Here is a 13,159-nt window from a genome sequence, read left to right as displayed (position 1 = left end):
GCCGAAAGCTGCGCCGCTCACCCGGTTTCGGGCGGGCGGTGTCAGCCTGCGATCAGGACCGCGTAGCGCGGCTTGATCACGTCGTCGATGATGGCCAGCCGCTCGTCGAACGGAAGGAACGCCGACTTCATCGCGTTGATGGTGAACCGCTCGAGGTCGCTCCAGCCGTAGCCGAAAGCCTCGACCAGGCGGCACATTTCGAGGCTCATCGTGGTATCACTCATCAGGCGGTTGTCGGTGTTGACGGTCACCCGAAACCGGGTGCGGGCCAGCAGGTCGAACGGATGGTCCGCGATGCTCTTCACGGCGCCCGTCTGCACGTTGGAGCTGGGGCACAGCTCCAGCGGAATTCGCTTGTCCCGCAGGATCGACGCCAGCCGGCCAAGTTGGACGCGGCCGTCGCCGAGGACGTCGATGTCGTCGACGATGCGCACCCCGTGGCCCAGGCGGTCAGCGCCGCAGAACGCGATCGCCTCGTGGATCGACGGCAGCCCGAACGCCTCGCCCGCGTGAATCGTGAAGCGCGCGTTGTGGTCTCGCATGTATTCGAAGGCGTCCAGATGCCGCGTCGGCGGGTTGCCAGCCTCGGCGCCGGCAATGTCGAAGCCCACAACTCCCTTGTCCCGGAACCGGATTGCCAGCTCGGCGATCTCCCGGGACACCGCGGCGTGCCGCATGGCGGTGACCAGCAGCCGCACCACGATCGGCCGGCCCGCGGCGGCGCAGGCTTTCTCGCCGTCCGCGAACCCGGCCAGCACCGCGTCCACGATCTGGTCGAAGGACAGCCGCCGGTCGATGTGCAGCTCGGGCGCGAATCGGATCTCGGCGTAGACAACCGAATCGGCGGCCAGGTCTTCCACGCACTCGTAGGCGACGCGATGCAGCGCGTCGGGTGTCTGCATCACCGCCACGGTGTGCGAGAACGGCTCCAGGTAGCGCTCGAGCGAGCCGCTGTGCGACTGGGTGCGAAACCAGGTGGCCAGCTCGTCGACGTCGGTGGTGGGTAGCCCGTCGTAGCCGATCTGGCCGGCGATGTCCACCACGGTGGACGGGCGCAGCCCCCCGTCGAGGTGATCGTGGAGCAGCGCCTTGGGCGCCTTCTTGATCTGCTCGAGGCCCAGTGGTGTGGTCACTTGACGATCCGATCGATGATCAGGGGCCGCGAAACCGGTGGGGTGTCGCCGACACTCCAGCCGCCGTCCAGCTCGGCCAGCGCGGCGCCGAAGCGCTCCGGAGTGTCGGTGTACAAGGTGAACAACGGCGCGCCGGGCGCAACCGGCTCGCCGGGGCGGCGGTGAATCCGGATGCCGGCGCCGGCCTGCACCCGCTCGCCCGGACGGGACCTGCCCGCACCGAGCCGCCAAGCCGCCAGCCCCACTGCCATCGCGTCGATATCGCCCATTGTGCCGCCCCGGGCGGCGGTCACGGTGTCGGAATGCGCACCGATCGGCAACGGAACCGACAAATCGCCGCCCTGCGCGGCGACGAGCCGGCGAAATCGGTCCATCGCGGTGCCGTCGCGCAACGTCTCGGCGGGGTCGCGGCCGTCGACCCCCGCCAGCTCGAGCATCTCTTCGGCCAGCCGCAGCGTCAGCTCGACCACGTCGGGCGGCCCGCCGCCGCCCAGCACGTCCAGCGACTCGGCGACCTCCAGTGCGTTGCCGACCGTCGCGCCCAGCGGGCGGTTCATGTCGGTCAACAGCGCGCGGGTGGGCACCCCGTACGCCTCTCCCAGCTCGACCATGGTGTGGGCCAGTTCGCGGCACCGCTCCGCGGAGCTCAGCAGCGCGCCCGAGCCGACCTTCACGTCGAGCACCAGCGCGCCCGTCCCCTCGGCCAGCTTCTTGCTCATCACCGAGCTGGCGATCAGCGGCAGCGACTCGACGGTGGCGGTGACGTCGCGGAGCGCGTACAGCTTGGCGTCGGCCCGCGCGAGCTCGCCGGCGGCGAAGATGGCCGCGCCGACATCGCGAAGTTGATCGCGCACCCGCCGGTTCGACAGCGCGGCGGTGAACCCGGCGATCGACTCGAGCTTGTCCAGGGTGCCGCCGGTGTGCCCGAGCCCCCGTCCCGACGCCTGGGGCACCGCCGCGCCGCAGGCCGCGACCACGGCCACCAGCGGCAGGGTGATCTTGTCCCCCACGCCGCCGGTGGAGTGCTTGTCCACGGTGGGCAACGGCAGGTCGCTGAAGTCCAGCCGTTCGCCGGACGCCAGCATCGCCGCGGTCCAGCTGGCGGTCTCGCCGCGGTCCATGCCGCGCAGAAAGATCGCCATCAGCAGCGCCGACATCTGTTCCTCGGCGACCCGGCCGTGGGTGTAGGCGTCGATGACCCACTCGATGGCGGCATCGGACAGCCGGCCCCCGTCGCGCTTGGTCCGGATCACCGTCGGCGCGTCGAATGCCGCGTCGAATGCGTAGTCGCTCAACGGGGTTCCCGTGGCAGGTCGGCGCCGAAGGCGTCGGGCAGTAGCTCGCCGAGGCGGCGGGGCCCGTCCGGATGGTCGATCAGCAGTTCGGGGCCACCGTGCTCCAGGAGCACCTGCCGGCATCGCCCACACGGCATCAGCGGGGCCCCCTGGCCGTCGACGCAGGCCAGCGCGATCAGCCGGCCGCCGCCGCTCGCGTATAGGGCGCACACCACACCGCATTCGGCGCAGAGACTAAGGCCATATGAGATGTTTTCCACATTGCAGCCGGTGACCACGCGGCCGTCGTCGACCAGCGCGGCGGCCCCCACCGGGAACCGCGAGTAGGGCGCATAGGCCCCCGCTGCAGCACTGATTGCCTTGTGGCGCAGTGCTTTCCAATCGACATCAGGCATACCCGACCCCGTTCAAAACCCCGTTCACCGATGGGCACGTACGACTGCCACCCTAGCGCTGACACGACACTTCGCTTGGCGGGCTGTTCGGCGCAGGCGGTCTCCCGGCCGGGTTAGGCTGAACTGCCCGGCTCGATGTCAGAAGGCGGTGAGGACTGGGTGACCACACAGGCGACAACCGCGGATCCGGCAACAGAATCTGCCCGCTCGCGCAAGCGGCGACCACCCCGAACCCTGTATCGGGGCGACCCGGGCATGTGGGCGTGGGTGTTGCACCGCATCAGCGGCGCGACGATCTTCTTCTTTCTGTTCGTCCACGTGCTGGACGCCGCGATGCTGCGGGTGAGCCCGCAGACCTACAACGCGGTGATCCACGACTACCAGACCCCGGTAGTCGGCCTGATGGAGTACGGGTTGGTGGCCGCGGTGCTCTTTCACGGGCTGAACGGGATCCGGGTCATCCTCATCGACTTCTGGTCCGAGGGCCCCCGCTACCAGAAGGTGATGTTCTGGATCGTCGGCATCGTCTTCCTGCTGCTCATGGTTCCGGCCGGCGTCGTCACGGGCATCCACATCTGGGAGCACCTCCGATGAGCTCCCCCGACCTGCAGCTCGGCCCAGGTCAGATAGCCCCGGTGCACCAGCGCAGCCACGACCGGCCGGCCAGCCTCGACAACCCGCGCTCGCCGCGGCGCCGGGCCGGCATCCCCAACTTCGAGAAGTTCGCGTGGCTGTTCATGCGGTTCTCCGGCGTCGCGCTGATCGTCCTGGCCGTCGGGCACCTGTTCATCATGCTGATGTGGGACAACGGCGTTTACCGCATCGACTTCAACTACGTGGCGCAGCGCTGGGCTTCGCCCTTCTGGCAGTTCTGGGATCTGGCGCTGCTCTGGCTGGCGCAGCTGCACGGCGGCAACGGCCTGCGCACCATCATCGACGACTACAGCCGCAAGGACAGCACCCGGTTCTGGCTCAACAGCCTGCTGCTGTTGTCGATGGGGTTCACGCTGGCGCTCGGCACCTATGTGCTGGTGACATTCGACCCGAATATCGGAGGCTGACCGGTGATCCAGCAACACCGATACGACGTCGTCATCGTCGGCGCCGGCGGTGCCGGCATGCGCGCGGCGGTGGAAGCCGGTCCGCGCGTCCGGACCGCGGTGTTGACCAAGCTGTACCCCACCCGCAGCCACACCGGCGCCGCCCAGGGCGGGATGTGCGCGGCGCTGGCCAACGTCGAGGACGACAACTGGGAATGGCACACCTTCGACACCGTCAAGGGCGGCGACTACCTCGCCGACCAGGACGCGGTGGAGATCATGTGCAAGGAAGCCATCGACGCGGTGCTCGACCTGGAGAAGATGGGGATGCCGTTCAACCGCACCCCCGAGGGCCGCATCGACCAGCGCCTGTTCGGCGGGCACACCCGCGAACACGGTAAGGCCCCGGTGCGCCGGGCGTGTTACGCGGCGGACCGCACCGGCCACATGATCCTGCAGACCCTCTACCAGAACTGCGTCAAGCACGACGTGCAGTTCTTCAACGAGTTCTACGCCCTGGACCTGGTTTTGACTCAGACCCCGAGCGGGCCGGTGGCCACCGGCGTGGTGGCCTACGAGCTGGCCACCGGCGACATCCACGTTTTCCACGCCAAGGCGGTGGTGATCGCCACCGGCGGTTCGGGCCGGATGTACAAGACGACGTCCAACGCGCACACGCTGACCGGCGACGGCATCGGCATCGTGTTCCGCAAGGGACTTCCGTTGGAGGACATGGAGTTTCATCAGTTTCATCCCACGGGCCTGGCCGGGCTGGGCATCTTGATCTCCGAAGCCGTGCGCGGCGAGGGCGGGCGGCTGCTCAACGGCGAGGGCGAGCGCTTCATGGAGCGCTACGCCCCGACGATCGTCGACCTGGCACCGCGCGACGTCGTCGCCCGATCGATGGTGCTGGAGGTGCTGGAGGGCCGCGGCGCCGGCCCGCAAAAGGACTACGTCTACATCGACGTGCGCCACCTCGGCGAGGACGTGCTAGAGGCCAAGCTGCCCGACATCACCGAGTTCGCCCGCACCTACCTGGGCGTCGACCCCGTGCACGAGCTGGTCCCGGTGTACCCGACGTGTCACTACGTGATGGGCGGCATCCCCACCACCGTCACCGGACAGGTGTTGCGGGACAACGTTTCCACCGTGCCGGGCCTGTATGCGGCCGGTGAGTGTGCGTGCGTGTCGGTGCACGGCGCCAACCGGCTGGGCACCAATTCGCTGTTGGACATCAACGTCTTCGGCCGCCGCGCCGGCATCGCCGCCGCGGATTACGCCGACGGGCACGACTTCATCGACATGCCGCCGAACCCGGCGGCGATGGTGGTGGGCTGGGTCGGCGACATCCTGTCCGAACAGGGCAACGAGCGGGTGGCCGACATCCGCGGCGCGCTGCAGCAGTCGATGGACAACAACGCCGCGGTGTTCCGCACCGAGGAGACGCTCAAGCAGGCGCTGACGGACATCCACGCGCTCAAGGAGCGCTACTCCCGAATCCGCGTGCACGACAAGGGGAAGCGCTTCAACAGCGACCTGCTGGAGGCCATCGAGCTGGGCTTCCTGCTGGAGCTGGCCGAGGTCACGGTGGTCGGCGCGCTGAACCGCAAGGAGTCCCGCGGCGGGCATGCCCGGGAGGACTACCCGAACCGCGACGACGTCAACTACATGCGCCACACCATGGCCTACAAGCAGGGCACCGACCTACTGAGCGACATCGCGCTGGACTTCAAGCCCGTCGCGCAGACCCGCTACGAACCGAAGGAACGGAAGTACTGATGTCCGACAGCATCGACGTCGAGGTGGACCGGGGACCGGCGCCGCCCTTGCCGCCCATCCCTGAGGGCGCGGTGATGGTGACCCTCAAGATCGCCCGGTTCAACCCCGACAACCCCGACGCTTTCGCGGAAACCGGTGGCTGGCAAAGCTTTCGGGTACCGTGCTTGCCCAGCGACCGGTTGCTCAACCTGCTGATCTACATCAAGAGCTACCTGGACGGGACGCTGACCTTCCGGCGCTCCTGCGCCCACGGGGTGTGCGGCTCGGACGCCATGCGCATCAACGGCGTCAACCGGCTGGCCTGCCAGGTGCTGATGCGCGACCTGCTGCCCGAGAAGAAGGGCAAGCAGCTCACCATCACGGTGGAACCGATCCGTGGCCTGCCGGTCGAAAAGGACCTGGTGGTCAACATGGAGCCGTTCTTCGACGCCTACCGCGCGGTCAAACCCTACCTGGTCACCAGCGGGAATCCGCCGACGCGGGAACGCATTCAGAGCCCCACCGACCGCGCCCGCTACGACGACACGACCAAGTGCATCCTGTGCGCGGCCTGCACCACCAGTTGCCCGGTGTTCTGGCACGAGGGCAGCTACTACGGCCCGGCGGCGATCGTCAACGCGCACCGCTTCATCTTCGACAGCCGCGACGAGGCCGCCGCCGAGCGCCTCGACATCCTCAACGAGGTGGACGGCGTGTGGCGATGCCGCACCACGTTCAACTGCACCGAGTGCTGCCCGCGTGGCATCCAGATCACCAAGGCGATCCAAGAGGTCAAGCGCGCGCTGATGTTCACGCGCTAGGGCGGTACAGCAACATCCGTCACACGAGTACCGCGCCGCCACCACCACAAGATCCTCGAACTCGATATCGCATGTGATATCGCTTTCGAAAGTCGGCTGATGGTCTCCGAAAGCCCGTCACACTTTCGCGCCCCGTCTCGTCTGCTGGGTATGACACAGAAAACCCGCATCGAGCCCCTGTCCCCCAAGCGCGCCGGGATGCTGACCCGCGCGATGTACCGGATCGCCAAGCGGCGCTACGGCCAGGTTCCCGAACCCTTCGCCGTGGCCGCCCACCATCGCAAGCTGATGGTCGCCGGGGCCGTGCACGAGACGATGATCGACCGGGCATCGAAGACGCTGCCGGTCAGCGTGCGTGAGCTGGCGGTGTTGTGGACCGCGCGCAGCATCGGCTGTTCCTGGTGCGTCGACTTCGGTTCCATGCTGCAGCGCCTGGACGGACTCGACATCGAGCGACTCAAAGAAATCGACAACTACGCCACCTCAACGGCATTCACCGACGACGAGCGCGCCGCGATCCGCTACGCCGACGCGATGACCACCGATCCGCACACCGTCACCGACGAGCAGGTCGCCGACCTGCGGGCCCGGTTCGGCGATGCCGGCGTGTTCGAGCTGACCTATCAGATCGGGGTGGAGAACATGCGGGCCCGGATGAACACCGCGCTGGGCATCACCGAACAGGGCTTCAATTCCGGGGACGCCTGCCGCATTCCGTGGGCCGACGAACGCGGCGATCGTCCCTTGCGGCGGACGTAGGGCCGCGCCGCCGGAAGGAACGTTCCCCCAATCGACGGACTCGCAGATCGTCCGATATGGGGAAGGACAACTCCTCCACCGTAGGAGCCAAATGGTGGAAAGACACCGCCCGAGCTGACGGGGGATAGTCGTCGTGTGCCCGAAAAGCGGACAACGCATCCAACGCGACCGGACTCGGAGATCGACATGGACCAACTGATTAGCCCGGCGTCGGATCAGTGGGCGCCGCAACGGCGGCTGGGTGTCGTGGATGGGCTGGGCCCCCATACCACCGCCCGGTTCTACGCGATGCTGTGCGAGAACCATCGGGCGCTGACGGGTGGTTCCTCTCCGGACGTGATGGTGCACAGCATCTCAGTGCAGCGGCGCCTTATGGAAGCGTTCTCGGCCGGCTCATTTCGACCCGGGCACCAGGAAGCGCTGCAGCATCTCGTGTCCCGGACATGTCGATCCCTCGCCGGAAGCGGCGCGGACGTGATCGCCGTCGCATGCAACGCCACCACCATCGACCCCGCGATAGTCGCGCCGACATGCATCGGGATGGTCGAAGCGACGTGTCGGACGCTGCGACGCCTAAACGTCCGCCGTGTCGGCCTTCTCGCGTCGAGCATCATGGTGTCGTCCGCGGCCTACGAGCGCGGCCTGGGCGAGGCGGGCATCACCGTCGTGGCACCGGCCCCACGCGATCAGGAGATCGTCGACCAGTTCATCGAGTTACAGCAATGGTCCCCGACTCGGGTCCCGGTCCCGGGAGAATTCCTTCGGGTCATCACCAAGCTCGGCGACGACGTGGATGCGCTGTTACTGGACTGCGCTGAGCTCCACGGCGTGGTCGACACCGAGATGGCAGGTAAACCTGTCATCGACAGCGTGCGCGCGCTCGTCGAGGAATCTTGTCGAGCGCTGCTGGATCCTGTCCCTGACACCACCGCGACGGCGGACGTCGTTCGATGCGTGGCCGCAGCGAATTCCGTTGCCGGGGCCCGACTGCCCAGCCGCTGGTCGCCATCGCGTTGGCGGCCCCGCCGGCCGCTGCGGTCAGCGTCCTTGGTGCCGCGGTGATTCGCGTCGTCATGCGACTCGGCCTCAGGACCGCCGCAGCGGAGAGCCGGTGAACTTGTCCGGGTTGGCGATATCCCATAGCGCGCAGACCTTTCCGTCGCGCACGGTGATCGCGAGAATCCGCGGCCGCATTTCCCAATGCCCGTCATCGCCGGGGCTGCCCGCCGTGTAGGCGCCCAATTCGCCATTGACCAGCCCTAGCTGGTTGGCCGTGAAGAAGGCCGGGCCGTAACGACGGGCCAGACCGAACATGAACCGGGCCACCTTGTCCGCCCCGTTGATGATGTGAACCGCCGTGGGCGCCTTGCCATTTGAATCGCCGGTGAAGACCACGTCCGGATGCAGCAGCGCCACCACGGCCTCCAGGTCGCCGGCGGACATGGCGGCCATCAACCGGCCGACCACTTCGTCGTGCGACGGATCGGGCTTTGGTGGCGGCTGCGCGGCGACCGCCTTGCGGGCCCGCGACGCCAGCTGCCGGGCGCCGGCCTCGCTGGTGCCCAGCACGTCGGCGATTTCGGCGAAGGGCACCGCGAACCCTTCGTGCAGCACGAACGCGACCCGCTGATCCGGCGACAACCGCTCCAGCACCACCATCGCCGCGAACCGGGCGTCCTCGCGGGCCACCACGGCGGACAGCGGATCCGCACGGTCGAGGCCGGTCACCACCGGCTCCGGTAGCCAGTTGCCGGTGTAGGTCTCGCGCCGGTGCGCGGCCGAGCGCAGCTTGTCCAGGCCGAGCCGGCTCACCACGGTGGTCAGCCAGGCCCGCAGGTCGGTGATCTCGGCATGCTGCCCGTCCCAGCGCAGCCACGCTTCCTGCACGATGTCCTCGGCGTCGGCCACCGTGCCGGTGAGCCGGTAGGCGACCGACATGAGATGCGGCCGCAGGGACTCGAATTCGCTGACCTGCTGCACTGAGGCGAGCCTAGCGCGGTGACGGCGAGCGCCGGAACGGCGCGAGTAAGGCGCCGGGCCATGAAAGCCAGCGCGCTACGCTCACGGTCAACATGACAGAACACCTGTGGCTGCACTTCGCCCGGCACGGCCCCGACATCACGCCGCCGATCATCGTCCGCGGCGACGGCGTGACCATCTTCGACGACCGCGGCAAGAGCTACCTCGACGCGCTGTCCGGGCTGTTCACGGTGCAGGTCGGCCACGGCCGCACCGAACTCGCTGAGGTCGCCGCGCGGCAGGCGAGCACGCTGGCCTACTTCCCGCTGTGGGGGTACGCCACCCCGACCGCGGTGGAACTCGCCGAGCGCCTCGCGCGCTACGCACCGGGCGACCTGAACCGGGTGTTCTTCACCACCGGTGGGACCGAGGCCGTCGAGACCGCGTGGAAACTGGCCAAGCAGTACTTCAAGCTGACCGGCAAACCCGGTAAGCACAAGGTGATTTCGCGGTCGATCGCCTACCACGGCACCACCCAGGGCGCCCTGGCCATTACGGGCCTGCCGTCGTACAAGGCGCCGTTCGAACCGGTGACGCCGGGCGGCTTCCGGGTGCCCAACACGAACTTCTACCGTGCGCCGGAGCCATTCGCCAACGACGCCAAGGCCTTCGGGCAATGGGCCGCCGACCGGATCGCCGAGGCGATCGAGTTCGAGGGTCCGGCGACCGTCGCCGCGGTGTTCCTGGAACCGGTGCAGAACGCGGGCGGCGCCATCCCCCCTCCGCCCGGCTATTTCGAACGGGTGCGCCGCATCTGCGACGAGTACGACGTGCTGCTGGTTTCCGACGAGGTGATCTGCGCCTTCGGCCGGATCGGGTCGATGTTCGCCTGCGAGGACTTCGGCTACGTGCCCGACATGATCACCTGCGCCAAGGGCCTGACGTCGGGCTACTCACCGCTGGGCGCGATGATCGCCAGCGAGAGGTTGTTCGAGCCGTTCAACGACGGCAAAACCGTGTTCCCGCACGGCTACACCTTTGGCGGCCATCCGGTGTCGACCGCCGTGGGGCTGGCCAACCTCGACATCTTCGAGCGCGAGGGGCTCAACGACCGCGTCAAGCAACACGCGTCCGCCTTCCGCGCCACCCTGGAGAAGCTGTACGACCTGCCCATCGTCGGGGACGTGCGCGGCGAGGGCTACTTCTACGGCATCGAACTGGTCAAGGACAAGGCGGCCAAGGAAACCTTCAGCGATGCCGAATGCGAACGACTGCTGCACGGCTACGTCTCGCCCGCGCTCTTCGCCGCCGGCCTCTATTGCCGCGCCGACGACCGCGGCGACCCCGTCATCCAGGTGGCGCCCCCGCTGATCAGCGGTCAGGCCGAGTTCGACACCATCGAATCCATCCTGCGCACCGTGCTCCGCGAGGTGTAGTCGCCCGCTGGCGAATGCCGGCAAACATAACGATTAGCTGAAATACAAGTTGCCGTTGCCCATCGGAGGTGTACGTTCGCCGCGATGGGCGCTCTCAGCCGAACCTCTTAAAGGAGCCGCGGCAGGGTGAAGACCGGACCGAAAGCCCTGATCTTCTGCCAGGTGGCATCCGCATGAGCCAAACAGAGGCCGGGCCGGCTTGCGACGCGCCGTTTCTGCCGCGGATGATCACCCGCTTTGCGGTGCCGATCGTCCTGTTATGGCTGGGGCTCACCGCGATCCTCAATATCGCCATCCCGCAGCTGGAAGTGGTCGGCAAAGCGCACTCGGTCTCGTTGAGCCCGAAAGACGCGGCTGCGGTTCAGGCGATCAAGCACGTGGGTCAGGTGTTCCATGAGTTTGATTCCAACGCCCGGGTGACGATCCTGCTGGAAGCCGACAAGCCACTGGGTAACGATGCGCACCGGTTCTACAACGAGCTGATGCGCAAGCTTTCGGCGGACACCCAGCACGTCGCGCACATCCAGGACTTCTGGAGTGATCCGCTGACCGCGGGGGGATCGCAAAGCCCGGACGACAAGGCCGCGTACGTCGTGGTGTACCTCGTCGGCAACAACGAAACGCAGGCATACAACTCGGTTCACGCCGTGCGGCATATCGTGAATGGCACACCGGCGCCGCGTGGGGTCAAGGCATATGTCACCGGTCCGTACGCGCTGATCGCCGATCAAACGGAGGCTGGAGACAAGAGCGTCGCCAAGGTCACCCTGATCACCAGCTCGGTGATCGCGGGGATGTTGCTCTTCATCTACCGATCCGTGGTCACCATGGTGCTCGTCCTGGCGATGGTCGGAATCGAGCTGGGGGCAATTCGCGGGGTCGTCGCGTTTCTGGCTTCTCACAACGTTTTCGGTCTTTCGACCTTCGCAACAAACTTGCTCACCCTGCTGGCCATTGCCGCCAGCACGGACTACGCGATATTCATGCTCGGCCGTTACCACGAGGCGCGCTATGCGGGCGAAGATCGGAAACCCGCGTTCTTCACCATGTTTCACGGGACCGCCCATGTGATTCTGGGCTCGGGCTTGACCATCGCCGGCGCCATGTATTGCCTGAGCCTTGCCCGACTGCCGTATTTCAAGACGCTCGGCGCTCCCTGTGCCACCGGCATGTTGGTTGCGGTCCTCGCCGCACTCACACTCGGGCCGGCCGTGCTGACCGTTGCCAGCTTCTTCAAGCTCTTGGACCCCAAACGAAGGCTGAACACTCGGCGGTGGCGGCGGGTGGGAACCGCAATCGTTCGCTGGCCCGGCCCGGTGCTCGCCGCAACGTGCGTGGTGGCGTCCATTGGCCTGCTGGCCCTGCCGAATTACAAGACAACTTACGATCTGCGCAAATTCATGTCCGCCAGCATGCCTTCCAACGTCGGGGACGCGGCCGCGGGTCGACACTTTTCGCAGGCCCGGCTGAACCCCGAGGTGCTGTTGATCGAATCCGATCACGACATGCGCGATCCGGTGGACATGCTGGTGTTGGACAAGGTGGCAAAAGCCATCTTTCACACCCCCGGCATCGCACAGGTGACATCAATGACCCGGCCGCTGGGAACGTCCATCAAACATACTTCGATTCCATACATCATCAGCATGCAGGGCGTGATGAATGCCGAGAACATGGAATTCATGAAGGACCGACTGAACGACATGGTGGTCCAAGAGCAGGCCATGGACGTGTCGATCGCCACGATGAAGCACATGTATGACCTGATGGGACAAATCGTCGACAATACCGTCGACATGGATCACCTCACCCATGACATGTCGGACATCACCGACTCAATAAGGGATCACCTTTCGGATCTCTCGGATTTCCTTCGACCGATCGGCAGCTATTTCTACTGGGAGAGACATTGTTTCGATATCCCTGCCTGCTGGGCGATTCGATCGGTATTCGATACGTTCGATAACGTCGATCAGCTGGCCGAGAAATTGAGGTTTCTTGCCAAGGATCTGGACGTCCTGATCCGACTCTTGCCCGAGATGCGCGCGCAGATGCTGCCGTTGATTTCGACGATGACCATCGTGCGAGACATGCTGGTGGTCTGGCACGGCACACTTGCGACTCTCGACAGGGAGCAGGACATGAACAACAAAGACCCCGGCGCCATGGGCCGGGTCTTTGACGCCGCCCAGGTCGATGATTCGTTCTATGTGCCCCAGGCGGCCTTTGACAATCCAGGTTTCAAGCGCGGCCTGAGGATGTTCTTGTCGCCAGATGGGAAGGCGGCCCGCTTCATCATCTCCCTTGAGGGAGATCCCGCGACGCCCGAGGGCATCGCTCGCGTCGAGCCGATCCAGCAGGCGGCAAGAGAGGCCATCAAGGGAACTCCGGTGCAGGGCGCCGCGATCTCCATGGGCGGCGTCGCCGCGACGTTCAGAGACCTACACCAGGGCGCCACATACGATCTGCTGATCGCCGGAGTGGCTGCGATCAGTCTCATTCTGATCATCATGATGATCGTCACCCGAAGCGTGATTGCCGCCGCGGTCATCGTCGGAACGGT

Annotated in this window: 10 protein-coding genes and 2 pseudogenes; 8 read left to right on the top strand and 4 right to left on the bottom strand. The window is 66.5% G+C overall.

Going from position 1 to position 13,159, the window contains the following annotated elements:
- Positions 1–41 precede the first annotated feature (41 nt).
- Genes AWC17_RS29175 through AWC17_RS29165 form a run of 3 tightly spaced genes read right to left on the bottom strand, consistent with a single transcriptional unit; the run spans position 42 to position 2,823 of the window.
- Positions 42–1,133, bottom strand: a complete 1,092-nt coding sequence (locus AWC17_RS29175) for an adenosine deaminase (protein ID WP_046185249.1) — start codon at positions 1,131–1,133, stop codon at positions 42–44.
- Positions 1,130–2,428: a thymidine phosphorylase gene (locus AWC17_RS29170; protein ID WP_047321976.1), complete on the bottom strand. Its 1,299-nt coding sequence runs from the start codon at positions 2,426–2,428 to the stop codon at positions 1,130–1,132. Before AWC17_RS29170 ends, AWC17_RS29175 begins: the two co-directional genes overlap by 4 nt.
- On the bottom strand, positions 2,425–2,823 hold the full coding sequence (locus tag AWC17_RS29165; protein WP_046186127.1) for a cytidine deaminase: 399 nt from the start codon (positions 2,821–2,823) through the stop codon (positions 2,425–2,427). Before AWC17_RS29165 ends, AWC17_RS29170 begins: the two co-directional genes overlap by 4 nt.
- A 255-nt stretch (positions 2,824–3,078) precedes the next feature.
- On the opposite strand from AWC17_RS29165, the gene sdhC reads away from it, so the two are divergent.
- The 6 genes and pseudogenes from sdhC to AWC17_RS29135 all read left to right on the top strand — a co-directional run bounded on the left by sdhC (position 3,079) and on the right by AWC17_RS29135 (position 8,263).
- The gene (sdhC, locus tag AWC17_RS29160; RefSeq protein WP_046186126.1) at positions 3,079–3,417 is read left to right on the top strand and encodes a succinate dehydrogenase, cytochrome b556 subunit; all 339 of its coding nucleotides are present in this window, start codon (positions 3,079–3,081) and stop codon (positions 3,415–3,417) included.
- Complete coding sequence (locus tag AWC17_RS29155) at positions 3,414–3,884, top strand: succinate dehydrogenase hydrophobic membrane anchor subunit (RefSeq protein ID WP_046186125.1); 471 nt, start codon at positions 3,414–3,416, stop codon at positions 3,882–3,884. The genes sdhC and AWC17_RS29155 overlap by 4 nt, the downstream gene beginning before the upstream one ends.
- A gap of 3 nt (positions 3,885–3,887) precedes the next feature.
- Entirely contained in the window at positions 3,888–5,642 is a 1,755-nt protein-coding gene (gene sdhA / locus AWC17_RS29150) for a succinate dehydrogenase flavoprotein subunit (protein ID WP_046186124.1), read from the top strand.
- Entirely contained in the window at positions 5,642–6,442 is an 801-nt protein-coding gene (locus AWC17_RS29145) for a succinate dehydrogenase iron-sulfur subunit (protein WP_046186123.1), read from the top strand. Before sdhA ends, AWC17_RS29145 begins: the two co-directional genes overlap by 1 nt.
- A 117-nt stretch (positions 6,443–6,559) precedes the next feature.
- Positions 6,560–7,201 (top strand): annotated as a pseudogene (locus AWC17_RS29140) (carboxymuconolactone decarboxylase family protein); the annotation flags it as partial.
- 186 nt (positions 7,202–7,387) lie between these two features.
- Positions 7,388–8,263: an aspartate/glutamate racemase family protein gene (locus AWC17_RS29135; protein ID WP_046186121.1), complete on the top strand. Its 876-nt coding sequence runs from the start codon at positions 7,388–7,390 to the stop codon at positions 8,261–8,263.
- Positions 8,264–8,287: 24 nt separating this feature from the next.
- Here the strand turns inward: AWC17_RS29135 and AWC17_RS29130 are convergent, their stop codons facing one another.
- Positions 8,288–9,181, bottom strand: a complete 894-nt coding sequence (locus AWC17_RS29130) for a sigma-70 family RNA polymerase sigma factor (RefSeq protein ID WP_085165602.1) — start codon at positions 9,179–9,181, stop codon at positions 8,288–8,290.
- A 77-nt stretch (positions 9,182–9,258) separates the two neighbouring features.
- On the opposite strand from AWC17_RS29130, the pseudogene AWC17_RS29125 reads away from it, so the two are divergent.
- Together AWC17_RS29125 and AWC17_RS29120 are read left to right on the top strand one after the other, a co-directional pair.
- Positions 9,259–10,596 (top strand): annotated as a pseudogene (locus tag AWC17_RS29125) (aspartate aminotransferase family protein); the annotation flags it as partial.
- Between the two features lie 173 nt (positions 10,597–10,769).
- Positions 10,770–13,159 (top strand): MMPL/RND family transporter (locus AWC17_RS29120; RefSeq protein ID WP_085165622.1); only part of this gene is annotated, 2,390 nt, incomplete at its 3' end.

It is taken from the genome of Mycobacterium nebraskense, assembly GCF_002102255.1.
Lineage (GTDB): Bacteria > Actinomycetota > Actinomycetes > Mycobacteriales > Mycobacteriaceae > Mycobacterium > Mycobacterium nebraskense.
This window is presented reverse-complemented; position numbering and strand designations above follow the sequence as displayed.

Coding starts and splice junctions, on each gene's coding strand:
- AWC17_RS29165 (WP_046186127.1), bottom strand. CDS start 2,823: ATGCCTGATGTCGATTGGAAAGCACTGCGCCACAAGGCAATCAGTGCT.
- sdhC (WP_046186126.1), top strand. CDS start 3,079: ATGTGGGCGTGGGTGTTGCACCGCATCAGCGGCGCGACGATCTTCTTC.
- AWC17_RS29155 (WP_046186125.1), top strand. CDS start 3,414: ATGAGCTCCCCCGACCTGCAGCTCGGCCCAGGTCAGATAGCCCCGGTG.
- AWC17_RS29145 (WP_046186123.1), top strand. CDS start 5,642: ATGTCCGACAGCATCGACGTCGAGGTGGACCGGGGACCGGCGCCGCCC.
- AWC17_RS29135 (WP_046186121.1), top strand. CDS start 7,388: ATGGACCAACTGATTAGCCCGGCGTCGGATCAGTGGGCGCCGCAACGG.